Genomic DNA, 23,893 nt, shown 5'->3' with positions numbered 1-23,893 from the left:
AGTTATAGGTTTATTCCGTTTAATATTTCTTTTATTCTATTTGTATTTGCCATTTCTTCATAAATGGCTGTAAATTGATCATTTTCCATCAGTTTTTTAAACTGCTGAAGGTTTTCTATATAGCCATCCAAGGCTTCAATTACATTGGTTTTGTTGTGCTCAAAAATGGGAGCCCACATAGCCGGAGAACTTTTAGCCAATCGAACCGTACTGGCAAAGCCACTCCCTGCCATATCAAAAATATCGCGCTCGTTTTTCTCTTTTTTTATGACTGTTTTCCCTAACATAAAGGCACTGATATGCGATAAATGCGATACATAGGCAATGTGTTTATCATGAGAAACTGCATCCATATATCGAATTCGCATTCCCAGTTTATAAAAAATATCCAAAGCCTTTTCTTGCAATTTAAAGGCCGTTTTTTCTACCTCACAAATTATATTGGTTTTGTTAGAGAATAAATTTTTAATTGCCGCAGTTGGTCCAGAATATTCTGTTCCTGCAATCGGGTGTGCCGCTAAATAGTTTCTTCTTTTGGGATGTGTATTTAACAGAGCACAAATTTTTTCTTTTGTTGATCCTACATCAATAACCAACGCATGGTCATTGATAGCATCCAACACCTTGGGCAGCACTTGCAATTGTGCATCTACTGGGATAGCGACCAACACAACATCTGCTTCATTCAATCGCTCAAAACTGGTTTTCTCTTGTATGATTCCCAAAGCAATTGCACTTTTTATATGGTCTTCATTTGCATCAATCCCAAAAACCGCTATCTCATCATAGTGCTCTTGAAGATCTAAAGCAAAGCTTCCTCCAATTAAACCCAAACCTATAATTACTACGTTCATTTTTTCTAGTTTATTTTTTTACTCGATTCAAGGCTTTAAGAATCACTTCTTTACTTACACAAAGTGAAAAACGAATATAGCCCTCTCCGTTAGATCCAAAAACGGTTCCTGGCGCCACAAAAACATTATAATCATACAATAACATGTCTGTCATTTCTTCTGAGGATTTAGCTAGAGGTACCTGCGCCCAAACAAACAATCCTGCAGCGGTTTTATCAACCTTACAACCCAATTCTTCTGCAAGTTGCCAAACCAATTTTCTCCGTTCATGGTAAATCTCATCTTGTGCTCTAAACCAATCCTGCTCTAGGTTAAGCGCAGCAATGGCGCCTTGTTGAATCCCAAAAAACATCCCAGAATCACTTTGAGTTTTCACCTTTAAAACCTGCTCTAAATAGGATTGTTTTCCCAATAACATTCCGACTCTCCAACCTGCCATATTAAAACTTTTACTCAGCGAGTTTAACTCTAATGCACAGTCTTTTGCCCCTTGATATTGCAAGATGCTTTTAGGACTTTCATTTAAAATAAAACTATATGGATTGTCATTTACTATTAAAATCTTGTGTTTGGTCGCAAAGGCTATCAAACGTTCAAAGGTTTGCGATTGCGCGCTGGCACCTGTGGGCATGTGCGGGTAATTAACCCACATCAATTTAACGGCTGACAAATCTTCTTGCTCTAAAGCATCAAAATCTGGTTGCCAATCGTTTTGAGCACTTAAATTATAAAACACAGGTTTTGCTCCAACCAAATTGGTTACAGAACTGTAAGTTGGATAGCCTGGATTGGGAATCAAGACAGCATCACCTTTGTTTAAAAAAGCCAAAGAAATTTGCAAAACCCCTTCTTTGCTACCCATTAGCGGTAGCACCTCTGTATCTTGATTTAAGACCACAGCAAATTGTTTTTTATAAAAACCAGCAATGGCTTCTCTAAATGCAGCTGTTCCTTGATAACTCTGATACATATGTGCTGACTCTACATCAAAACTACTGCTCAAAGCTTTAATCACTTTGGGAGATGGTTGTAAATCTGGACTTCCGATACCCAAATTAATGACAGGTTTTCCTGCGTCTATTAGGCTTCTAACTTCTCTTAACTTTGTAGAGAAGTAGTACTCTTGTATTTGTTCTAATCTTGCTGCTGGTGCGATCATAGTTTTCCGTTTTTATAGGCTCCTAAAATTTTAAATTCATCGGCCATGATGGCGATGATTGATTTTGCTTTTTGATAATCTGCATAGTTCTCAAAGGTTACATCGACAAAAAATGCGTATTTCCAAGGCGTTTCTATGATGGGCAATGATTGTATTTTGGTTAGATTTAAATTGCAATCACTCATTACATTTAAAAGCGCTGCTAGGCTTCCTCTTTGATGATCTAAAGTGAATTTTAACGAGGCTTTATTAGCACTTTTCTCTGAATCTTCTGCATCCTTAGTTTTTAGAATAACAAAGCGTGTTGCATTGCTATTGATGGTTTGTATGTCATCAGCCAACACCTCTAAGCCAAAAATATCAGCGGCGATTTTTGGTGCAATTGCCGCAACTCCTTTTAATTTGTTTTTAGCGATTCTCTTGGCGACTTCGGCAGTATCTACATCTTCTACCAATCTAATCTGCGGGTACTTTTTAAAGTATTCTTTGCACTGCAATAAGGCCATGGGATGTGAGCAAACCTCTACAATATCACCAAGCTTTTGATTAGGCAACGCCATTAAATGATGATGTATATTTAAGTAGTACTCACCGCTAACGTATAGGTTATTCTGATCTATAAGCGCATAGTTTGGGATGATAGACCCTGCAATTGTATTTTCTAGCGCCATGACAGCTTCATCACAGGTGTTGTCTAGCAAAGCTGCAACCAAGGCATCAAAAGACATGCATTCTACAATGGCTATATTAGCGCCATAATAATCGTAAGCGACCTTATGGTGATTGGAGCCTTCAGCTCCTTGTATGGCAATTTTTTTGTTCATTTTAGTGCAAAAAAAAAGCCTCGAAATTCGAGACTTTATGAAATATTATTTTTAGGTAACAATACGATACAAAGTCTCAGCTCTTATTAAAAAAATAAAAGTAAAAATAGAAACCTTGCCAAACGTTTTGTAACATCTTTGTCTAATTGTTATATGCTGACAAATCTAAAGATTAATTTGAAACAAACAAACTTTACTAAAAAAAATGCAGCTATTTTTAACGATATCGATATAGTTGCTCAATCCTTATTTTTAACAAATCTAATTTGCAATTAGATTCTGAGCTTCTTTTTTTTTAAAAAGACTTGTTTTTACAACTATCAAAATAGTATATTTATCACTTGAAATCATTTTTATCCATATCACTCTCATTTTTTTTACTGATGCAAAGCGTTGGTATTCACATTAGTGACTTAATTCAACTGGATGAGCTTATTGAACACGCTCAATTTCACAGCAAAGAATACGGAGATAATGTCTTTGTGTTTCTTTCTAAGCACTATGGTGAGTTAAAAGCCGAGCATGAAGAGCAACACCAAGAAGAAAAAAAAGATCACCAACAATTACCATTTCAACATCAGTATCATATTTCTATGAATGCTTTTGAAGCTGACCTTCCAAAAATCGAGCTCATTGAATTAGATTTTGCAGAACACACCAGCACTAACTTTTACTATCAAGATCCTACATCAACGCATCACGCTGAAGGACTCTTTCAGCCTCCCCGCATCGCATAAAATTATCGAGTTTATTTTTTTTCTGTTCCTTTTCATTTTTTGATTTGGAACCTATTCACTTTGATTATTTTATAAAAGATGTTATCCTATATTATAAATTTCAGTATTAAGAACAAATTTGTTGTTCTACTTTTTACAAGCTTTATTATTGGTTTTGGCTTGTATTCTTTATCGCAAATTCCAATTGGAGCTGTTCCAGATGTCACCAACAATCAGGTGCAGGTAATTACAACTTCTCGCAACCTATCTACACAAGATATGGAGCAGTTTATTACTTATCCTGTAGAACTAGAAATGGCGAATCTTCCTGGAGTACAGGAAATTAGATCTATTTCTAAATTTGGCCTTTCTGTGGTCACCATCGTTTTTGATGATGACTTAGGTACCTTTTTACCCAGGCAGCTTATTGCAGAAAAAATAAAATCTGCAACAGAAAAAATCCCTGAAGGCTTTGGGACTCCAGAAATGGGACCTATTACCACAGGACTTGGGGAAATCTACCAATACATTTTAGATGTAAAACCCGAGTTTAAAGATCAGTACACACCACAAGACTTACGCAGTATCCAAGACTGGGTGGTTAAACGTCAACTCTCTGGAATTCCTGGAGTGATTGAGGTAAATACTTGGGGTGGTTTTCTAAAGCAATATGAGGTTGCCATTAATACGCAAAAACTCAATGCCGTTAATATTAGTGCTCAAGAAGTTTTTACTGCCCTAGAAAAAAACAACAGCGTTTCTGGAGGTGGTTATATAGAAAAAGTCAATCAAGCCTATTTTATTAGAGGTGAAGGTTTGATTGGATCTATAGAAGACATTGAAAATATTGTGGTCAAAAACAGCAATGGCTTACCGATCCTTATTAAGGACATTGCCAGTGTTGGCTATGGAAACGCAATCCGCTTTGGAGCCATCACCGGAAACGGTGAGGGAGAAAAGGTATTGGGTCAAGTAATGATGCTTAAAGATGCCAACTCTAAAAAAGTAATTGAAGCCATTAAAGAACGCGTTGAGAGTATAGAAAGCTCTTTACCAGAAGGGGTGTATATTAATGCCTTCTTAGACCGAAGTGATTTGATTGCCAAGACCACATTTACAGTGAGTGAAAACCTTATTTTAGGTTGTTTGATTGTTATTTTTGTGGTGGTCCTACTCTTAGGGAATCTAAGATCTGGACTGGTGGTCGCATCTGTAATACCGCTCTGTTTATTATTTGCTCTTTCATTAATGTATATTTTTGGAGTGGATGCTAACTTAATGAGTTTGGGTGCAATTGATTTTGGAATCATCATTGATGGAGCCGTCATTATAGTAGAGTATATAGCCTTTCAGATAAGTCAAAAACAACAGCAAATAAATAGTTTAAAACCACAAGAGCAACAAGATTTAAAAGATCAAATCACGTTTACTGGGGCATCAAAAATGATGAACTCAGCCATCTTTGGTCAATTAATTATCTTGATTGTTTTTATCCCAATCTTATCTTTAAGTGGTGTGGAGGGAAAAATGTTTAAACCCATGGCACTAACCTTTAGCTTTGCTTTGATTGGCGCCATGCTATTGTGCTTTACCTACGTACCCGTAGTAGCCTCTATCTTTTTAAAACCTAGCAAGGCAAGTGATAAAAACATTTCTGTTCGCCTTATGAAATGGCTGCACAAAAGATATGAGCCAATCATACACTGGGCCTTACTTAGCAAAAAGCTAGTTTTAAGCATTGCCGTAGCGCTTTTAGGTTTTTCTATCTATCTCTTTACCACCATGGGCGGTGAGTTTGTTCCTACTTTAGATGAAGGGGATTTTGTAATTCAACCTGTGCTAAAAACAGGAACCTCACTAAGTAAAACAGTTGCCATTACTACGGATATAGAAAAAATATTGTTAGAAAAATTCCCAGAAGTAAAGCAAGTTGTAACTAGAATTGGCGCTGCAGAAGTACCTACGGACCCTATGTCTATGGAAGAAAGTGATGTGATTATTACATTAAAACCAAAAAGTGAGTGGACTTCTGCTAACTCTAAGGATGAGTTGGCTGATCTATTTAAGGAAGCCTTGGCTGTGATCCCTGGAATGGAAGTAGAGTTTACGCAACCTATAGAAATGCGTTTTAATGAATTAATTACAGGAGTAAGAGCAGACATCGCAATCAAGATTTTTGGTGATGATCTAAACACACTTGCAAAAAAAGCAGAAGAAATTAGCAATTTAATTAAAGATGTTCCTGGAGCTGCTGATATTTCTGTCGAAAAAATTGAGGGGCTTCCTGAGATGAATGTCAACTATAACCGACAAAAAATAGCGCGTTATGGCCTAAACATCCAAGATTTAAATGAGATGATCTCTATGGGCTTTGCCGGGAAAATTGTCGGGAGTGTTTTTGAAGGTGAAAGACGTTTTGATTTGGTCGTACGATTAGAACAAACACAGCGAAAAGACATAGACAACCTTAAAAATTTACAAATTGACTTGCCCAATGGAGGGAAAATTCCATTAAGTGAACTGGCAGAGATTAGCTATAAAAAAGGAGCTGCTAAAATCTCTAGAGACAACACCAAAAGACGAATTGTTGTCGGGATAAATGTTCGAAACCGCGATTTACAATCTGTGGTGGACGATGTGCAAAATCTTATTGATACGAATATTAAACTACCGATAGGCTACACCATTACCTATGGAGGTCAATTTGAAAATCTTCAAAGTGCCAAAGCGAGATTGTTGATTGCCGTACCTATTGCCTTGGTTCTGATCTTTATTTTACTGTATTTTGCCTTTCATTCTGTAAAAGAAGCACTGATGATTTACTCTGCAATTCCTTTGGCAGCAGTCGGCGGAATCTTACTCCTATGGCTCCGTGACTTGCCTTTTAGCATCTCTGCAGGAGTTGGGTTTATTGCGCTCTTTGGAATCGCCGTCTTAAATGGAATCGTTTTAATAGAGCATTTTAAAGAACTAAAAAAACAAGGCTTTGAAAGTATGGAAGCACTCATTAAACAAGGAACAAAAGATCGATTAAGAGCCGTCTTATTAACAGCAGCAGCGGCAGCCTTAGGTTTTTTACCGATGGCCATCTCTACCAACGCAGGAGCCGAAGTACAAAGACCTCTGGCAACAGTGGTTATTGGTGGATTGGTGACTGCCACCTTGTTAACTTTAATTGTTTTACCAGTTTTGTACGCCCTTTTTAATCGTCCTAAAAACAATACAGAAAAGAGCAGTACAAGCAAAACAAAAACAGTGTTAACAATCGCTTTGGTGTGCTTTTCTTTAACAGGTTTTGCGCAAGAAACCAACGAGTTAAGTTTAAAAGAACTGCTAAATATGGCTCAAGAAAACAATGCACTTTTAAAGGCCACTAAACTACAAGTGGATCAATTTGATGCCTTAAAAAACAGCGCTGTTCTTTTTGACAAAACGCATCTGTATTACGAGTTCAATGAAAATAATCTGGCGCCAAACAATCTACCTTTAAAAGTGTTTGGAATACAGCAAGACATTCGTTTTCCTACTGCCTTTTTAGCAGAGAAAAAGCTGCATCAGTCACGATTAAAAATGAGTAGTACAAAGCTTGAAATTGATCAAAAAGCTTTAAACCGAAAAGTGTATTCAGCCTATTATCAATATCAGAATACTAGAAAAAAAGAAGCTGTCTACAAAAGCCTTCAATTGCTTTATACTGATTTTGCAAAAGCTGCAAAAAGGCGTTTTGAGCTTGGAGAAACCAATTATTTAGAAAAAATTACAGCGGCTTCTAAACAGCAACAAATAGCTTTGGCCTATACCAAGTCACAGCAAGAGTTGTTTTTGGCCTATAATCAACTAAAACAAACGGTTCAATCAACGGATAGTCTAAAGATTGCTGAAGAAGCATCCTTAAAACTACCTTTAACTGTTTTAGAGCCTGCCAACAGCGCCGAAATGGCCTATCAGCAAAATATGATAGCAGTACATGAGGCAGAGAGTCGTCTTGAAAAGCAACAGGCATTACCAGACATTAGTCTTCAGTATTTTCAAGGGAGCAATTCATTGTTAAATGGCAACCTAAATGGCTATCAGATTGGGGTTAAAATCCCAATTTTATTCGGAGGGAAATCAGCAAAAATAAAATCAGCAAAAATTGCAACCGATGTAGCCATCTCTGAAGCTGAAAACTACAAAATTGAGTTGATAGCAAAATTAAAAAGTTTGCAAACTCAGTTAAAACAAGTGCAAAGCTCTATAAGTTATTATGAAAACGAAGGACTTGTCCTTTCTGAAGAAATTTTAAAAACCGCTAACGGAAGTTTTAAAAATGGAGCCATTGACTTTTACCAATACATTCAGAGTTTGGAGAGCGCCTACACTATTAAACTAGGGTATCTGGATGCTCTAAATCAGTACAATCAAATTATTATAGACATCAATTTCTTAACCTTATAAGTATCAAATCATGCCACAAAATAAATACAAATTAATCTTCTTTAGCTCACTATTGATGCTATTTAGTTGCAACAGCAAGCCATCAGAAAAAAGTGCAGAAGAGACCTTTATTACAAGTACTCAAGAAAACCAAATTAGCTTGACAAAAGCTCAGTTTGAACATCAAAAAATGCAGTTTGGAAGCCTAGTAGAAAAGCCGTTTCCAAATATTGTAAATGCCAATGGAACGATTGATGTTCCGCCAGAAAACAGAGCCATTGTCAATGCAACCATGGGTGGGTATATTAAAACGACTCCTTTACTAATTGGAGATAAAGTTAAAAAAGGACAGGTATTGGTTACCATTGAGAACCCTGAGTTTGTAAGCCTACAACAAAAATACCTTGAGAGTCACAGTCAATTGCCTTCATTAGAGGCTGCCTATAAAAGAGAGCAAACCTTATTTGCCGAAAAAATAAGCTCAGAAAAAAACTATTTAAAGGCAGAGAGCGATTATAAAACCATGCTTGCTACTTACAAAGGAATTGCAAAACAACTACAGTTACTAAACATTTCTAAGGAGCAGGTAATCCAAGGAAATTTTACCAGCATTGCAACAGTATATGCTCCTATTTCTGGTAGCATTACCAAAGTAAACGTAAGTAGAGGCTCGTATGTTTCTCCATCCACTTTAATTTTAGAGATTATTAACAATGATCATATTCATCTAGAGTTATCACTGTTTGAAAAAGACATCATGCAAATTAAAAAAGGACAAGAAATTGTGTTTAGTATTCCTGAAGCTTCATCACAAAAATACAAAGCGACAGTACATTTAGTTGGGACTGCATTAGAAGCCAACCGCACTGTAAAAGTACATGGACATATAAATGATGAAGATCACAAACATTTTTTAACTGGGATGTTTATAGAGGCTGCTATTGTTACAGCGTCTCAAACCAAGCTTGCCTTACCAAGCGAAGCCGTTGTTGATATTGAAGGAAAAAACTTTGTACTTATCTTAGATAAGCAAGATGACAAGGGCTATCTTTTTCACAAGAAAGAGGTTAAAACTACAAAGAGCCACGAGGGCTTTGTACTGATAGAAAATGCAGCTGATTTTAATGCAAATACACAATTTTTAACTCAAGGAGCTTATACTCTTTTGGGCATCTAACAAATTCTTAAAAACACAAAAGCCTCTTTTAACTTTTAAAAAAGAGGCTTTTTTTATTCTTTATTATCCTCTTCTTCATTTTTTCCTTTTTGCATTAGAGCACTTCCGATTCCTGCTCCAATGGCAATACCCACACCTAGCCATAAACCCAAATTGTTTGTTGCAACACCTAAACTTGTACCGATGGCAACTCCTAAGGCAACTGAAATTGCAAGTTTAGAACCTGCTTTTTTTTCTTTATCCATACTATTTCATTTTAATTAACATGTTTAAATAAGCAGCTATAAATTTTATCCCTTCTTTTTCTTAGCAAAAACATTTTGTATGATAAAAGTGTACAGTAAGGCCCAACCCACAATGACACATAAAATCTGTAACAGATCTAACATCAACTCAGATTCTATATACGTAGCAATGGTAGGTTTTATCATAACTGTTTGTCCAAAACTAAGAAAAAGTGAACCGATTCCGATAAGCATTCTTAACACTTTTTTGGAAGTAGATTCCTCAACTTCCTCAGGAACTTCGATCAATTTGTACTCAAATGCACTTGACCATACTATTTGATTAACGGCAAAGCCATCATAGCATTCTGTAGCGCTTAATCCATAGGCTTTTAAGCAAATTATAAAACGCTCAAGACCACCAAAGGGATAATTGGCTGTAGAAAAATCTACCCTACCAGAATTTTCATCTATCTTGGTTAGCGCATCCAATTCTACCTCAAAACCAAACTCTAAATAGTTAAAGAGCGAAAGCATATCTTGCACTCCTAATGCTTGGAGTTTTTCATTGTCTTCTTTTAGGTAATTCTCAAAAAAACTTAGTACATACTTAGGCAATAGCTCTTTGCATCTTCGCTCTTCTGGTTTTTGGTCTAAAAATTCAGAAATTTCGGCAACCGCAGCAGCCACTTCTTCGTCTGTTTGTTTATCATCCCAATCAATTACGGGACCTTCCTCTTCTGCAAACTGAAATCCAGGTGCTCTAACAGCATGCATATGTGCATAGAGTTTTTGAAAATCTTGATATTTTAACGGGTCTTCTATATTAAATTTAATATAAAGCATTTAATGATTTTGTGTATTGAGTTTATCCTGATAAAAAAGTTCAGGTTTTCTTAAGTAGGCTGCAAAAATGGTTGCCACAATAATAAGCGCCGTAACTTCTATCGGCTTTCCTTTGTACAAATGGACACAGACAATAAAACACATATACAAAGACAAGAAAACGGTTCCGATGAGCAGTGTTTTTTGAAATAAAAACAAACAAGTAGCGATAAGTAGTAAGACACCTACCAGAATAAGCACTGTTTGGTTTTTAATCACCTTATCAAGTTGGCCAGAATTGAAAACTTTGGTAAGTCCATTTTGAATAAAAATAACCGCCATGACAACTGAAGGTAGTTTTACTAGTAATTTTTTAAGCAGCTCTGCTGTTTTCATATTTTTTTATTGATGCGCTGTGCTTATACAGCTACAGCTGTTAAATATAAGGTAAATCCACATAAAAGCAAACAGGAGAAAATAAACAGGAGTATTGCTTATGTGATTTTCAACAGCAAAAAAGATTATTATTCATTAAGGGAGGGGTTACTAGAGTAGACAGGAGCTAGTGATTGATTTTTGGTGGTGTTGGGCAAATACTTTATTTATTTTTAAAATCTTTATAGTCAATATAAAAAGCATATTCCCCCTTTCTTTTCTTCAATTTCATTCTGTACATTACTTTTCCATCGCTAATAATAATTCCTTTTTTAAGTTTTAATACCTCTAATTTTTCTTTTTTCTTTTCAATTCGCTCTGCTTTTTTAGAAGAAAAATGCGTTAAAGGCATAGGAACCTCAATTAATTTAATTTCACCAAGATTTAATTGGGCACTATCAATCTTTTTGATGTTCTCTATAATAAGTGGATAAAAAAACAAATATGTGAAAACTATTTTATCAAATGTCTCTTCTGTGCTTAAGGTAAATGAACCACTTTCAAAATTGGTAGAAGTTTCATTCAAATATTTAGTACCAGAATATGTTTGTACAATTACTCCCGGAAGACTCTGTTTGTCATTGTAATGAATAACCTTTCCAGTTAACGTTATTTTATGTTGGCCAAGCGCTCTCTGATTACTAACCAATACTATAAAAAAGAAAAAAAGTATTATAAATGTGGGTTTCATTTTTTAGTATTTACGAACGTGTTTGTATGATTTGCTGGGCCTGTCTGCCAGCAGGAAGGGGTTTTGGTAAGTAGGTTTGTACTAGCAATGTATTATATACTTTGTTGTGCGTTCGTTTTCATTTCTCTAAATATCCAAACCATTCTATCTAAAAACCACATTTTAGCCATATATGCAGTAATTGAACCCATTATTGTCAAATTTATTTCTAATTTCCATAAACCAATTATTAATATAATTCCGCCTATAGTTTGTAATATGGTTAGAATAAGAACTGGTGTAGAGTGGTGTTTTGGTACTGGGAAAGTCTTTCGTTCAGCCCAACACCTTTCTCCTAATACAGCTTCTGCACCCCAATTATCTATACTTTTTGGCTTATTAAATAAGGTTGGATTTAAAATTATCCAAACAATAAGAATTGCAATTGGAATTAGACAATACCATCCAATCCAAACTCTTGACCATACAGCTAGAATTATAAAAGGTAATGTAGCAAACCTTGTCCATATAGACCAAGGATTAGTATGCCTCATCCAACTCTCCCCTTCAAGTTTGAATATTTTTGCTATCCGTTTTTCTAATGCCATAATTCTATTTGTTTTTTTGCTCCCATTTAATTTTCAGTAGTGGTATTTCACTTTCAAGAAATTCATAATAATTTAGAATTTCATTTAGGTTTTGTTTCTTTAAACTATCTGTACTTAAATCAAATTGCAATCCTTTTTCCAAAATTATTTTAAATTGTGTAACTGATTTCACCTTGGATTCCAAAATCTTTTCAAGATTATTCAAAGCTATTTTGTAATATGATTTTCTATCACCTGAAATCATATGCCTTTCAATCATATTTTGATTTAGCAACAAGTTTACATTTCCACTTATGGAACCTTTACTGGCTTTAAGTGAATCTTTCAAATCATCAAATGAATTATTGTCAGATTCAGAAGAAATTAAATATCCCAATATTCGTCCTGCCATTTTGGGTAATCCATAATTCTCATAAAATAATCCGACATCTTCAATATATTTTTCTTTTTTAGTCATTGTTTAAATTCGTATTCAACAAAGGCACATAAAGTTCAGTGTTTAATGAACTATATTTTTCAATCTTTTTGTTTTTTATAAAATACTTTAATAATTAATTACAATTTCAGTTTTCGGATTCTATTCTCAAATGACACACAACGTTTAGTATATGAAAAGTAGGCGGTTAGGAGGTACTAAACTTTCGATTAAGCAGAAAGTTTGATACGAGCCAAAAGCATTTATTTTATTACTTTTTGCCTATTTTTTATATAATTTATTGTGCTTAGTGTTTCTTTTGTTTTCATTTTAAATGATTGCAATAAGCGAATATTATAATTAGTTCAATTTTTTTACTGTTTATATATGCTCTTTTTGTGTGTCTTCATTGAATACTTGGTTGCCTCTTAAGTATTTATTAAACCAACTTATGGTAATTGAATCTGCTTTTTTCTTATTTTTTGATAAAGTATGATCATCATCATTAAAAGACACTAGTTTGTAGGGGAAGTTTAAACTGTCAAGTTTTGTTGCTAATTGTTTAGCTTCAGTATAATTTACTCTTTTGTCATCTTTGCCATGTAATAAAAGTAACGGAGTCTTATTAAGCTCTTCTGACCAAAAAACAACAGAACGATCAGTTAATTCTTGGTTTTTATTTTTATAATAATTAGGGATAAGTTGCTCATGCACATTTTTTTCTAACTCTGGACGATCTTCGACTGATGTAAATTCATTGGCTGAACCTGCCATTACTACTGCCGCTTTAAATATATTTGACTTTTGAAGGGCTTTATACGTCATCATACCTCCTCTACTATGACCATAAATACCTATTTTAGACGTATCGGCCATTGTTTCTTCTGAGAGTGTAGATACTAAGTTTAATACATCATTAACATCTGCTCCTCCAAATTCTTCTTTCCCTTCGCTACCACTGTTTCCTCTATAATTTGAAGCAATAACAACATAGCCTTGTTCTGCAAGTACGGTCATATATTTATTAACCATCCTAAAGTCAAGTCTACCATAATCTCTATTTCCTCCTCTATTAAATATGATACAAGGATACTTACCTTCTTTCTTAGGCGTTACCAAACTGCCAGTAACAATTAATCCGTCACTTTTGTATGCTATTGAGTAATGAATTGTATTGTTTAAAGGCTTGAATTTTGGAAGAATATTTCCGTAAAAGCCTAATAAATGATACTGAAAACTTTCTAATTTTTGTTTTTTTAAAATCTCATTTGCCTTAAAAGATCCAAATTTATTTTTGGTTTCTTCAATTGTGTTGGTTTGAATATCATTGTCTATTGTCAATAAACTCCAAAATAGCAAACCAACAGTAATAAGTATAATTGATAATGTTGATATTGCTATATGTTTAAATAATTTCATAAGAAGAGTGTTTTATTTTTAGACGATTAAATTTTCTTTCTGTTACAATCTTTCAGTTGTGAATCTAATGTCTAGTCCTGAAATATGGCTAAAGGTAAAAATTGAATTTACGCTGATAATTTATATACCATATTTGGTGTATTATAGTCTAAAGATATGTGTAATCTTATTTCGTTGTATAAATTTTTTGCAGCTCTCTTTGCGTGAGCCACATTATCAAAGGTTTGGTCGAGATAAAATTCATCTTTTAAGATACCTTTTACGCGCTCTGCCATTGCATTCCTGCCTGCCGCTGGCAGGTAGAAAATCCGCGAGCTTGCCTGCCGTAGGAAGGGGTTTTCGTAAGTAGGCTAGAACTAGCCATTAATTATACACGGTGTTGGCTAGTTTTAAATTTTAAATAAATCTACAGTGTTATTCTTTAAATCTAACAACAATTCTTCTTTTCTCAAGTATATATTTATCAATGCATTTGATATTTTATTATCATCAATATCTTCAGTTGAAATTAATTCCCGTATGATAGAACCAGTATAATTCTTAGCTTTCCATACATAATATGGTAATAAGGCATTATTAAAATGTGCATTATGAACTATTAGGTTTCTAAGCCTGTAAATCATTAAAATATCATTCTTTATCACTGAAATTTGATTTTGTATTACTTTTATAGAGGTTGTAGATTCAGAATAAAAATCAATTATTTTTTGATTTTGTTGTTTTTTGAATATATCTTTTTCTAATTTATTTATTTCGCCCAAGTGTTGTACAAACTTGTTTAAATAAATTTTCTCTCCAAAACGAGTTTTAAGATTTGCTTTAAGTATTAATTCTTCACTAAAACCATATGGGTTTTTATTAAATACAGATTGAACAGAATTACTATAGTAATAGTAAACCTCCCATCCATAATCATATATGAAAGAAAACATTTTATTTGCTGAAACTATTTCTTGAATTAATTGGATTTCGCTTTTTCTATTAGATTTTATTACTTCATCTATAACTGTCTTGTCTTTTTTAAATAAGCTTTCTATGGCAATCCAATAGTTTAAAATTTTATCTTCTTGTCTTGTAGCTTGTTCAGCTTTACTATACCAATGTATTGCGTTTAAAAGTTTAGTGTTTGTGTTCGGTTTTTTTAAATCCCAAAGAAAACTATGCTTATTAATTTTTAATAAATACTCTTCGTAATCCTTTAAATCTAAAGAATCCATAATTTTTTTAGCTTCTTTATTTGCACTCCAACTACCAAAAACACAATCTCCATTTTGTTCAATAATATAATTTGATGAATTTACTTCAATTGAAGTTTTGTTATTTATATAACAATTAATCAAATCAATAGCATTTTCAAGTTTGTTTAAAGCTTTTGACAAAGAAGAATTAGGTAATAAATAATCGTCAATTTCCACAGAAACTTGAACAAATTTCTCCTCGTTATCTTTATTTTTTGAATTCAAAATTTCTCTTGCTGAAGATGCTTCTTTAGTTATAAACCTTTTTTTATCTAAAGAATAAAAAGTGACTCCCGCTATTTTTAATAAGGCTGAACCTTTGATTCCTCGAATTTCAAAAATATAATTAGCTCTTTCTTTGGCTTTATAATAATAATATGAGAGAGTTCTAATCCTTTTTTCAGTTGTTAGATTGTCAATTATTTTTTTTAATTCTTTATTGAATTTTTCATAATCATATACACCATCGTTAGATATATATATGTTGTGATTTATATTATGTGGAAAGTTTGAATAATATGTGTTACTTATTTTGCTATGAAGATGGTATTCATCAAAAATATTACTTGAAAATTTCTCTGTATCCTTTAAGCTATAACCTTTAATAATGAATTCTACTATTACGTTTTGAGTTAGGTTTTTAATGTCAGAGATAAACTGAATATCTATGGGTTCATTCTTGTTTAAGTGTTTACATAACAATTCTAAATTATTGTCAAAATATTTTCCTTTTTCAAATTCAACCTTTATGTTTTTAGCGATTTCTAAAATTAATTTTGTTCTATCAGAATTGAAATTTGATCTAAGTAGTTTGAATTTGGAAGCGAATTGTTTTTTTATTACTGGATCATTTTCAGAATAATCATTTATTTTAGAATAAAAATATTCTTTATTGTTTTTGTTTTTAAACGAATTTTCTTCAATTTCAGTAATTATATCTTCAATTAATGTATGCGGTGTTTGTAGAGATAAACCAAAAGATTTTTTTAAAAAATCTTTTATTAAGTCTTCCCATAACTCTATCCAGAAGGTAGTTCTATTTATTATATGATTTTCCAAAGTTTTTATTTATTACTGCCAACTAGTAATATAATGCATTTCAATCCTTCTATCTCACATAAAGATCATGTTAAAAGACGTTTACTGACAAACAACTAGTTTTCAATTTTTTACTAAAGTAAGAAAAATAGCATTATAAAAAAGTTTTGGAGGTGGTGGTAGATGAGTTTTTAAAATGCCTCTTATAAAGACAGCTCTCTATGGAGAGCTTAGACCTTTTTTGTATCCAAACATAACCGAAACCATTCGATATGTACGGAAACAAAAAAAGCTCCTCAATAAATTGAGAAGCTTTTTGCGGTCTGGACGGGACTCGAACCCGCGACCCCCTGCGTGACAGGCAGGTATTCTAACCAGCTGAACTACCAGACCGTTGCTCTTAGCGGATGCAAATATAGGATGGTTTTTAATATTACCAAAAGAAAAACTAAAAAAATTTACAAAAATTTTCGTCGACTTACCAAGTAGCTGGTAAGCACCGTATCAAAGCCTGCCTTACAGTCTACGGGTACATAATCTATTTGGTACTTCAAGCATTTCTCTTTCAACTCTTTAAAATAATCCTCAACAGCTTCTTGATATTCTTTTTGTACTTCTTGGCTAAACAACTGCACTTCATCCCCGGTTTCTAAGTCAACAAATTTCTTTGGACTGTCATCAAAATTTAATGAGATTTCTGTATCCTTATCATATACATGGAACAAAACGACCTCATGTTTGTTGTATTTTAAATGACGCAATGCTTCAAATAACTGCTCTTTAGCTGTGGTAGTTTGCCACATATCCGTAAAGACAAAAAGCAAGGACCTTCTGTGTATTTTCTCGGCGATCTCATGCAAAAATCGATAGGTGTCTGTGGCTTTGGTGTTTTTTGTTGATTGCAGTAGGTTTTCTAAGGTATGTAAAAGCATGTTTCTATGCCTTTCGCTCCCTTTTTCTAGAGCGTAATACTCATAGGTGTCAGAGTAGATACTCAAACCAACCGCATCGCGTTGACGCTTTAGTATTTCTAGCAAGCAGGCTGCTGCCACTGCAGAAAAACCAATTTTGTTTAATTTGTTTAGCGCTGTGTTTTTTTCCTGTGGATATTGCATGGAACCAGAGTTGTCTATAATAATATGACAGCGTAAATTGGTCTCTTCTTCGTATTTCTTGGTGTATAATTTTTCTGTTTTAGCAAATAGTTTCCAATCAATATGCCTAGTGCTTTCGCCGGCATTATACAGCTTGTGTTCTGAAAACTCTACAGAAAATCCATGAAAAGGACTTTTATGCATGCCTGTAATAAAACCTTCTACCACTTGTTTAGCGAGAATGTTTAAATGACTTAGCGTTGCCGTATGTTCTTTTGAGAGTTCCATAGAAGTATCTAAAATAGAAAAAGGTTTGACCTAAGCCAAACCTTTTATACTATTCTTGAAAATTAGTTTCTAATTGAATGCTACTTAGATGGCAGCATCAATTTTACCTGTATAGACATTTTTAGGAGCAACTCCTACTTGTTTGTCTACTACTTCACCGTTTTTAAAGATCAATACAGTAGGAATATTACGCACACCGTATTTAGCAGCAAACTCTTGATTTGCATCCACATCTACTTTACCTACTACTGCTTTCCCTTCGTATTCTGTATGAATTTCATCAACGATTGGTCCTACCATTCTACAAGGTCCACACCAAGCTGCCCAAAAGTCAACCAATACTGGCTTGTCAGATTTCAATACCACCTCTTCAAAATTCGCATCTGTAATTTCTAATGCCATGTTCTTTATATTTTTAAATTATTAATTCTTTTCTGTATTACAAAAGTAATCAAATAATTAAGCTGTGCAATCCAAAGAAAATTACTTTTCACAATGATAGTATCAATACACTCTATGATGCCAAATTTAAAAAACCTCAGTAGCTATTGCCCTGATATTGTCACTCTTACCCATAGAGTAGTAATGGATCAAAGGCACGCCTGCTGCTAGCAACTCTTTTGATTGTTGTATGCACCAATCTACACCTACTGCTCTAACATCAGCATTGCTTTTACAAGCTTCAACATCTTTAATTAAGGGCTCTGGCAAATCAATCTTAAAAACCTGCGGTAGCAATTGCAAATGTCTGTTAATGGCCATGGGTTTTAGCCCAGGAATAATAGGAACTGTAATCCCTATAGCTCTTGCAGCAGCAACAAAATCAAAATACTTCTGATTGTCAAAAAACATTTGGGTTACCACATAATCGGCACCAGCTGCCACTTTTTCTTTCAATCGTTTTAAATCTGACTGCAAAGAAGGGGCTTCGAGATGCTTTTCTGGATAGCCTGCAACTCCGATGCAAAAATTAGGTTTATAATCTGTCTCTACCACATTGTGTAAATAAGTACCCTTGCTTAAATTTTTAATTTGATCGACTAGCTGAGTCGCATATTGATGACCTCCTACAGTTGGCTCAAAATATTTTTGATGACTCATGGCATCACCTCGCAAAGCCATCACATTGTCGATCCCTAAATAATGACAATCAACCAATAAATACTCAGTCTCCTCTTTGGTAAATCCTCCACAAAGCACATGCGGAACCGTATCCACATCAAACTTGTGTTTAATGGCAGCACAAATACCAACAGTGCCTGGACGCATTCGAGTAATTCGCCTATCTAACAAGCCGTCTTTTTCTAAATAAACATGCTCTTCTCTAGAGGTTGTTACATCAATAAAAGGAGGGTTAAACTCCATTAATGGTGCAATATTCTCATATAAATCTTTAATATGATGCCCTTTTTTAGGCGGAATAATCTCAAAAGAAAACAAGGTTTTTCCTGCTCCTTTTTCTAAATGTTCAGTTACTTTCATAACGCTGTTTTTATCTTATTTTTTAAATGCGATCCACAAGGATTCGCAGTCTTTTTATGTTTAACACGAATCATCAGCAATGGATGGATGCAACCATTTTCTAGCTTTGTCTAAGGCGATTCCTTTGCGACTAGCAAAATCTCTTACTTGCTCATCGGTAATTTTTCCGAGCCCAAAATAACGGGCTTCAGGGTTGGCAAAATAATAACCAGACACCGCGGCTCCTGGCCACATCGCCAAGCTTTCGGTTAGCGAAATGCCAACTTGTTTTTCTACATCTAACAGCTCCCAAATGGTCTCTTTTTCTAGATGATCTGGGCAGGCTGGATAACCGGGTGCGGGCCGAATTCCTTTGTAAGCTTCTTTAATCAAATCATCATTAGTCAATGCCTCATCAGCTGCATATCCCCAATGACGTAGCCGTACTTCTTTGTGTAAGTATTCTGCCAGAGCTTCTGCAAAACGATCGGCTAAAGCCTGCACCATAATGGCATTGTAATCATCCTGTTGTTCTCTGTATTTGGCAGCCAGTTCATCAGCACCAAAAACAGCCGTTGCAAATGCGCCCATATAATCTTGCTTACCAGAACTTTTAGGCGCTATAAAATCAGCCAAGGCAAAACTTGGTTTTCCTTCTCGTTTTTTTAGCTGCTGCCTTAAGGTTCTAAACACCGCTTTTTCTTTGCCGTTTTTAGTAATCAAAATGTCATCGTCATCTATTGTATTGGCTTCAAACAGACCAAAAATGGCCTTGGCCTTTAATTGTTGTTTTTGCAAAATTTCTTTGAGTACAGTTTGAGCATCAGAAAAGAGTTGAGTTGCCTGCTCTCCTACCAGATTATCCGTTAAAATAGCAGGGTATTTTCCATGCAAATCCCAGCTTCTAAAAAATGGACTCCAATCAATAAATGGCAGCAAGGTTTTTAAACTCACCTGTTCTAATTTCTGAATTCCCAAAGCCTTGGGTTTTACAAGTTGACGCTGTTGCCAATCTATTTGAAACTTACGTGCTCTTGCCTCTTTAAGGCTTGTATAGGTTTTGGTTTTGCCTCGTTTTAGAAATTTTTCACGAAACTCATCATAGTCTTTTTTTAATTTGGCTACATATAAATTACTGGTTGTTGGATGCAATAAATCACCCACAACAGTTACCGCTCTTGATGCATCGTTTACATGCACCACCGCATTTTTGTATTGAGGTGCTATTTTTACAGCCGTATGTGCTTTAGAGGTGGTTGCACCTCCAATTAATAAAGGAACTATAAAATTTTGTCGCTCCATTTCTTTTGCCAGATAAACCATCTCATCTAGTGAAGGGGTTATCAAACCACTCAAACCAATAATATCTACCTGTTCTTTTTTAGCGGTTTCAATAATTTTTTCTGGAGGCACCATAACCCCTAAATCAATAATTTGATAGTTGTTACAGCCCAAAACCACACTCACAATATTTTTTCCGATATCGTGCACATCTCCTTTTACGGTTGCCATTAAAACCTTCCCTAAAGCACGTTGTTTTTCAGTTTTTTGAGCTTCGATAAATGGATTTAGATAGGCCACTGCTTTTTTCATCACTCGAGCCGATTTTACCACCTGAGGCAAAAACATTTTCCCTGCCCCAAACAAATCACCTACTACTGACATTCCAATCATTAAATGCCCCTCAATAACATCTATGGTTTTAGCAGTTTCTAAACGCGCTTCTTCTACGTCTTCTACAATAAAAGCATCAATCCCTTTAACCAAACTATGAGTAATTCTTTCTTGTAGTGGTAAGGACCTCCATTCTAGCACTGCAACTGGATCATCTCTTTTAACTCCTTTTACAGATTCTGCCAAATCCATTAATCGTTCTGTAGCCCCATCATTTTTATCAAAAATAACAGCCTCAATTGCCTCTAATAAATCTTTTGGAATATTGTCATAAACCTCTAATAAGGCTGGATTTACGATACCCATATTCATACCAGCCTGAATGGCATAATACAAAAACACAGAGTGCATGGCTTCTCTAACGGTGTCATTTCCTCTAAATGAAAAAGACACATTGCTCACACCTCCACTAACACTTACATTGGGTAAATTACTACGCACCCATCGAGTCGCTTCAATAAAATCAATGGCATTTTTTCTATGCTCATCCATCCCAGTTGCTACCGGAAAAATATTCAAATCAAAAATGATATCCTCTGCAGGAAAACCTACAGTATCTATAAGTAATTTATAAGATCGCTCAGCAATTTCTATACGTCTCTCATAAGTATCTGCCTGTCCGTTTTCATCAAAAGCCATTACAATGACCGCTGCCCCATAGCGCTTAATCTGGGCAGCTTGCCAAATAAAAGTTTCTTCGCCTTCTTTTAAACTAATAGAATTGACCACGCTTTTTCCTTGAACCACCTGCAAACCCGCTTCTAAAATTTCCCATTTAGAACTGTCTATCATAATAGGAACTCGACTAATATCAGGCTCTGCGGCTACTAAATTTAAAAAACGCACCATGGCTTCTTTTCCATCAATTAGACCATCATCCATGTTAATATCGATAATTTGAGCACCTCCTTCTACCTGATGTCTGGCAATGTTTAAAGCCTCATCAAATTTTTCTTCTTTGATCAATCTTAAAAACTTACGAGAACCCGCCACATTGGTTCGCTCACCAACATTGATAAAATTGCTGTTTTCATTTAAAACCAAAGGCTCTAAACCAGAGAGTTTCATGTATTTAGTTTGCTTCATTTTTTGTGATTTTAGGTTCTTCTAAACAGAAATTTTTCTAGGTTGATACTTCGCTGCAATACTCGCGATCACTTTAATATGTTCTGGTGTAGTACCACAGCAGCCGCCAATAATATTGATCAAATCTTTCTTTAGGTATTCTTCTATTTGAGCTCCCATCTCTTCTGGGCTTTCATCATACTCTCCAAAAGCATTGGGCAGTCCTGCGTTGGGATGAGCAGAAATGGCAAAGCTGGTTTTCTGAGCAATTGCCTCTAAATGAGGTTGCAACAAATTGGCACCAAGTGCGCAATTAAAGCCCACCGAAAAAAGAGGAATATGTGAAACTGAAATTAAAAAGGCTTCTGCAGTTTGCCCAGACAAAGTGCGTCCGCTGGCATCTGTGATGGTTCCACTTAGCATAATAGGAATGCTAATTCCTCGCTCTTCTTTTACTTGTTCAATAGCAAATAAAGCGGCTTTGGCATTTAAGGTATCAAACACTGTTTCTACCAATAATAAATCTACCCCACCATCAAGCAAAGCTTCTACCTGTTCTTTATAGGCAATCCGCAGTTCATCAAAAGTAACCGCTCTGTATCCAGGGTCGTTAACATCTGGAGACATGCTTGCAGTTCTGTTAGTAGGGCCGATGCTTCCTGCTACAAATCGTGGTTTATGAGGTTCTTTTTTAGTAAATTCTTCTGCTACTTCTTTGGCAATTTTAGCCGACTCAAAATTTAATTCATAGACCAAAGATTCTAACTGATAATCTGCCATGGCAATGGAAGTACCAGAAAAGGTATTGGTCTCGACAATATCTGCACCTGCCTCAAAATATTTTGCGTGAATTTCTTTAATTGCCTTAGGCTGTGTAATAGAAAGCAAATCATTATTGCCTTGTAATGGGGTTGGATAATCTTTAAATCGCTCACCCCTAAAATCAGCTTCAGAAAACTTATAGGCTTGTAGCATCGTACCCATGGCCCCATCGAGCACCAAAATTCGTTTTTGTAATTCTTTAAAAATTCTAGTTTCCTTCATTGTTATTGTTTTTTTGCCTGCACTTTTATTGTTGCTAAAGCTTGTTTTAAATCGGCGATTATATCAGAGACATGTTCTAAGCCAACGGAGACTCTTACCAAGCCATCGGTAATTTTTACTTCCAAACGATCTGCCTCAGCTAATTTGCTATGGGTAGTGCTGGCTGGATGCGTTACGATACTTCTGGTATCTCCCAAATTTGCAGAGAGTGAACAGAGTTTTAATGCGTTTAAAAATTGACGCCCAGCAGACAATCCTCCTGCCAACTCAAAGGCAACAATACTGCCTCCTAATTTCATTTGTTTTTTGGCTATTTTATACTGCGGATGCGATATCAAAAAAGGATATCTTACAAAATTAACTTGCGCCTGTGTTTCTAAAAACTCGGCTACTTTTAGCGCATTTTCACAGTGCTTTTCTACCCGAATCGCTAGCGTTTCTAAACTTTTAGACAATACCCAAGCATTAAATGGAGACATGGCGGGCCCAGTGTTCCTAGAAAACAAGTAAATCTCTTTAACCAGAGCTTTTTTACCCACGACAACCCCTCCTAAAACTCGTCCTTGTCCATCAATTAATTTGGTGGCCGAATGAATTACGAGATCTGCTCCAAAATCAATGGGGTTTTGCAAATAGGGTGTTGCAAAACAGTTGTCTATCACCAACAATAAGTTGTGCTTTTTAGCTAATCTTCCCAAAAGCTCTAAATCTAAAAGATCTACTCCAGGATTGGTAGGGGTTTCTGCGTACAAGATCTTGGTATTTGCCTGTATCAGGCTCTCTATTTTATCAAGCTCTGAGACATTAAAATAACTGGTTTCTATTTGCCATTTAGGCAAGTACTTAGTAAACAGCGTATGCGTAGAACCAAATACAGATCGACAAGAAACTATATGATCACCAGCATTTAATAAGGCTCCAAAAGTAGAAAACACTGCCGCCATCCCCGTTGCAAATGCATACCCAGCTTCTGCGTGCTCCATAGTCACCATTTTATTGACAAATTCTGTCGTATTTGGATTTGTAAAACGACTGTACAAATTCTTCTCTTTCTCCTCTGCAAACGAAGCTCTCATATCTTCGGCATCGTCAAAGACAAAACTCGAGGTTAGGTACAAAGGAGTAGAATGCTCTCCAAATTGACTGCGCTCTGATTGGCTTCGAATGGCCAGTGTTTCAAAATGTAAATCTTCCATAGTATTCTTCTTCCTAGCTGCAATCGAACTAGGCTTTTTTATAAGCGAATAGC

Annotated in this window: 20 protein-coding genes, 1 tRNA gene and 1 pseudogene; 3 read left to right on the top strand and 19 right to left on the bottom strand. The window is 35.1% G+C overall.

Annotated features, from left to right (window positions below):
- Nucleotides 1-2: 2 nt before the first annotated feature.
- The 3 genes from WHC90_RS10145 to WHC90_RS10135 are packed head-to-tail and all read right to left on the bottom strand — an operon-like array spanning nt 3 to nt 2,837.
- Nucleotides 3-854, bottom strand: coding sequence for a prephenate dehydrogenase (locus tag WHC90_RS10145; RefSeq protein WP_188598357.1), 852 nt, complete (start codon nt 852-854; stop codon nt 3-5).
- Between the two features lie 10 nt (nt 855-864).
- A complete protein-coding gene (locus tag WHC90_RS10140) occupies nt 865-2,013 on the bottom strand; it encodes a pyridoxal phosphate-dependent aminotransferase (protein ID WP_188598356.1) in 1,149 nt (382 codons plus the stop codon).
- Nucleotides 2,010-2,837: a prephenate dehydratase gene (locus WHC90_RS10135; RefSeq protein WP_188598355.1), complete on the bottom strand. Its 828-nt coding sequence runs from the start codon at nt 2,835-2,837 to the stop codon at nt 2,010-2,012. Before WHC90_RS10135 ends, WHC90_RS10140 begins: the two co-directional genes overlap by 4 nt.
- A gap of 383 nt (nt 2,838-3,220) precedes the next feature.
- Here WHC90_RS10135 and WHC90_RS10130 point away from each other — a divergent pair, with 383 nt between their 5' ends.
- From WHC90_RS10130 to WHC90_RS10120, 3 genes are all read left to right on the top strand, one after another.
- Entirely contained in the window at nt 3,221-3,574 is a 354-nt protein-coding gene (locus tag WHC90_RS10130) for a hypothetical protein (protein WP_229664902.1), read from the top strand.
- A 78-nt stretch (nt 3,575-3,652) separates the two neighbouring features.
- Nucleotides 3,653-7,990, top strand: coding sequence for a CusA/CzcA family heavy metal efflux RND transporter (locus WHC90_RS10125; RefSeq protein ID WP_188598353.1), 4,338 nt, complete (start codon nt 3,653-3,655; stop codon nt 7,988-7,990).
- Nucleotides 7,991-8,000: 10 nt separating this feature from the next.
- Complete coding sequence (locus WHC90_RS10120; protein ID WP_188598352.1) at nt 8,001-9,146, top strand: efflux RND transporter periplasmic adaptor subunit; 1,146 nt, start codon at nt 8,001-8,003, stop codon at nt 9,144-9,146.
- 53 nt (nt 9,147-9,199) lie between these two features.
- On the opposite strand, the gene WHC90_RS10115 is transcribed toward WHC90_RS10120, so the two are convergent.
- The 16 genes and pseudogenes from WHC90_RS10115 to WHC90_RS10045 form a co-directional block, all read right to left on the bottom strand.
- The gene (locus tag WHC90_RS10115; RefSeq protein ID WP_188598351.1) at nt 9,200-9,391 is read right to left on the bottom strand and encodes a hypothetical protein; all 192 of its coding nucleotides are present in this window, start codon (nt 9,389-9,391) and stop codon (nt 9,200-9,202) included.
- A 45-nt stretch (nt 9,392-9,436) separates the two neighbouring features.
- Nucleotides 9,437-10,216 carry a hypothetical protein gene (locus tag WHC90_RS10110; RefSeq protein WP_188598350.1) on the bottom strand — a complete coding sequence of 260 codons (780 nt, stop codon included), beginning with the start codon at nt 10,214-10,216 and terminating at the stop codon, nt 9,437-9,439.
- Complete coding sequence (locus WHC90_RS10105; RefSeq protein ID WP_188598349.1) at nt 10,217-10,591, bottom strand: hypothetical protein; 375 nt, start codon at nt 10,589-10,591, stop codon at nt 10,217-10,219.
- Nucleotides 10,592-10,793: 202 nt separating this feature from the next.
- A complete protein-coding gene (locus tag WHC90_RS10100) occupies nt 10,794-11,321 on the bottom strand; it encodes a hypothetical protein (protein ID WP_188598348.1) in 528 nt (175 codons plus the stop codon).
- A gap of 92 nt (nt 11,322-11,413) precedes the next feature.
- Entirely contained in the window at nt 11,414-11,908 is a 495-nt protein-coding gene (locus tag WHC90_RS10095) for a DUF6653 family protein (protein WP_188598347.1), read from the bottom strand.
- Between the two features lie 4 nt (nt 11,909-11,912).
- Nucleotides 11,913-12,365 carry a GbsR/MarR family transcriptional regulator gene (locus tag WHC90_RS10090; RefSeq protein WP_188598346.1) on the bottom strand — a complete coding sequence of 151 codons (453 nt, stop codon included), beginning with the start codon at nt 12,363-12,365 and terminating at the stop codon, nt 11,913-11,915.
- A gap of 339 nt (nt 12,366-12,704) precedes the next feature.
- The gene (locus WHC90_RS10085; protein ID WP_188598345.1) at nt 12,705-13,742 is read right to left on the bottom strand and encodes an alpha/beta hydrolase family protein; all 1,038 of its coding nucleotides are present in this window, start codon (nt 13,740-13,742) and stop codon (nt 12,705-12,707) included.
- Nucleotides 13,743-13,849: 107 nt separating this feature from the next.
- Complete coding sequence (locus tag WHC90_RS12395) at nt 13,850-14,017, bottom strand: integrase core domain-containing protein (RefSeq protein WP_188598344.1); 168 nt, start codon at nt 14,015-14,017, stop codon at nt 13,850-13,852.
- Nucleotides 14,018-14,131: 114 nt separating this feature from the next.
- Nucleotides 14,132-16,039: a HEPN domain-containing protein gene (locus WHC90_RS10080; RefSeq protein ID WP_188598343.1), complete on the bottom strand. Its 1,908-nt coding sequence runs from the start codon at nt 16,037-16,039 to the stop codon at nt 14,132-14,134.
- 298 nt (nt 16,040-16,337) lie between these two features.
- A tRNA-Asp gene (locus WHC90_RS10075) sits at nt 16,338-16,411 on the bottom strand.
- Between the two features lie 65 nt (nt 16,412-16,476).
- On the bottom strand, nt 16,477-17,400 hold the full coding sequence (locus WHC90_RS10070) for a DUF58 domain-containing protein (protein WP_188598342.1): 924 nt from the start codon (nt 17,398-17,400) through the stop codon (nt 16,477-16,479).
- Between the two features lie 84 nt (nt 17,401-17,484).
- On the bottom strand, nt 17,485-17,802 hold the full coding sequence (gene trxA, locus WHC90_RS10065; RefSeq protein WP_188598341.1) for a thioredoxin: 318 nt from the start codon (nt 17,800-17,802) through the stop codon (nt 17,485-17,487).
- Nucleotides 17,803-17,928: 126 nt separating this feature from the next.
- A complete protein-coding gene (metF, locus tag WHC90_RS10060) occupies nt 17,929-18,882 on the bottom strand; it encodes a methylenetetrahydrofolate reductase [NAD(P)H] (RefSeq protein WP_188598340.1) in 954 nt (317 codons plus the stop codon).
- A 60-nt stretch (nt 18,883-18,942) separates the two neighbouring features.
- Nucleotides 18,943-21,624: pseudogene (gene metH / locus WHC90_RS10055) on the bottom strand (methionine synthase); the annotation flags it as partial.
- A gap of 18 nt (nt 21,625-21,642) precedes the next feature.
- Nucleotides 21,643-22,644: a homocysteine S-methyltransferase family protein gene (locus WHC90_RS10050; protein WP_188598338.1), complete on the bottom strand. Its 1,002-nt coding sequence runs from the start codon at nt 22,642-22,644 to the stop codon at nt 21,643-21,645.
- A gap of 2 nt (nt 22,645-22,646) precedes the next feature.
- A complete protein-coding gene (locus WHC90_RS10045; RefSeq protein ID WP_188598337.1) occupies nt 22,647-23,840 on the bottom strand; it encodes a trans-sulfuration enzyme family protein in 1,194 nt (397 codons plus the stop codon).
- Nucleotides 23,841-23,893: the final 53 nt, after the last annotated feature.

The organism is Polaribacter pacificus, from assembly GCF_038024035.1.
Lineage (GTDB): Bacteria > Bacteroidota > Bacteroidia > Flavobacteriales > Flavobacteriaceae > Polaribacter > Polaribacter pacificus.
Note: the sequence above shows the minus strand (reverse complement) of the source record. Positions and strands in the feature narration are given on the sequence as shown.

Excerpts from the sequence above, each read along its gene's own strand:
- WHC90_RS10140 (WP_188598356.1), bottom strand. The coding sequence starts at position 2,013 with ATGATCGCACCAGCAGCAAGATTAGAACAAATACAAGAGTACTACTTC.
- WHC90_RS10125 (WP_188598353.1), top strand. The coding sequence starts at position 3,653 with ATGTTATCCTATATTATAAATTTCAGTATTAAGAACAAATTTGTTGTT.
- WHC90_RS10095 (WP_188598347.1), bottom strand. The coding sequence starts at position 11,908 with ATGGCATTAGAAAAACGGATAGCAAAAATATTCAAACTTGAAGGGGAG.
- WHC90_RS12395 (WP_188598344.1), bottom strand. The coding sequence starts at position 14,017 with ATGGCAGAGCGCGTAAAAGGTATCTTAAAAGATGAATTTTATCTCGAC.
- WHC90_RS10050 (WP_188598338.1), bottom strand. The coding sequence starts at position 22,644 with ATGAAGGAAACTAGAATTTTTAAAGAATTACAAAAACGAATTTTGGTG.
- WHC90_RS10070 (WP_188598342.1), bottom strand. The coding sequence starts at position 17,400 with ATGGAACTCTCAAAAGAACATACGGCAACGCTAAGTCATTTAAACATT.
- WHC90_RS10085 (WP_188598345.1), bottom strand. The coding sequence starts at position 13,742 with ATGAAATTATTTAAACATATAGCAATATCAACATTATCAATTATACTT.
- WHC90_RS10100 (WP_188598348.1), bottom strand. The coding sequence starts at position 11,321 with ATGAAACCCACATTTATAATACTTTTTTTCTTTTTTATAGTATTGGTT.
- trxA (WP_188598341.1), bottom strand. The coding sequence starts at position 17,802 with ATGGCATTAGAAATTACAGATGCGAATTTTGAAGAGGTGGTATTGAAA.
- metF (WP_188598340.1), bottom strand. The coding sequence starts at position 18,882 with ATGAAAGTAACTGAACATTTAGAAAAAGGAGCAGGAAAAACCTTGTTT.
- WHC90_RS10110 (WP_188598350.1), bottom strand. The coding sequence starts at position 10,216 with ATGCTTTATATTAAATTTAATATAGAAGACCCGTTAAAATATCAAGAT.
- WHC90_RS10120 (WP_188598352.1), top strand. The coding sequence starts at position 8,001 with ATGCCACAAAATAAATACAAATTAATCTTCTTTAGCTCACTATTGATG.
- WHC90_RS10090 (WP_188598346.1), bottom strand. The coding sequence starts at position 12,365 with ATGACTAAAAAAGAAAAATATATTGAAGATGTCGGATTATTTTATGAG.
- WHC90_RS10105 (WP_188598349.1), bottom strand. The coding sequence starts at position 10,591 with ATGAAAACAGCAGAGCTGCTTAAAAAATTACTAGTAAAACTACCTTCA.
- WHC90_RS10115 (WP_188598351.1), bottom strand. The coding sequence starts at position 9,391 with ATGGATAAAGAAAAAAAAGCAGGTTCTAAACTTGCAATTTCAGTTGCC.
- WHC90_RS10135 (WP_188598355.1), bottom strand. The coding sequence starts at position 2,837 with ATGAACAAAAAAATTGCCATACAAGGAGCTGAAGGCTCCAATCACCAT.
- WHC90_RS10045 (WP_188598337.1), bottom strand. The coding sequence starts at position 23,840 with ATGGAAGATTTACATTTTGAAACACTGGCCATTCGAAGCCAATCAGAG.
- WHC90_RS10145 (WP_188598357.1), bottom strand. The coding sequence starts at position 854 with ATGAACGTAGTAATTATAGGTTTGGGTTTAATTGGAGGAAGCTTTGCT.
- WHC90_RS10130 (WP_229664902.1), top strand. The coding sequence starts at position 3,221 with ATGCAAAGCGTTGGTATTCACATTAGTGACTTAATTCAACTGGATGAG.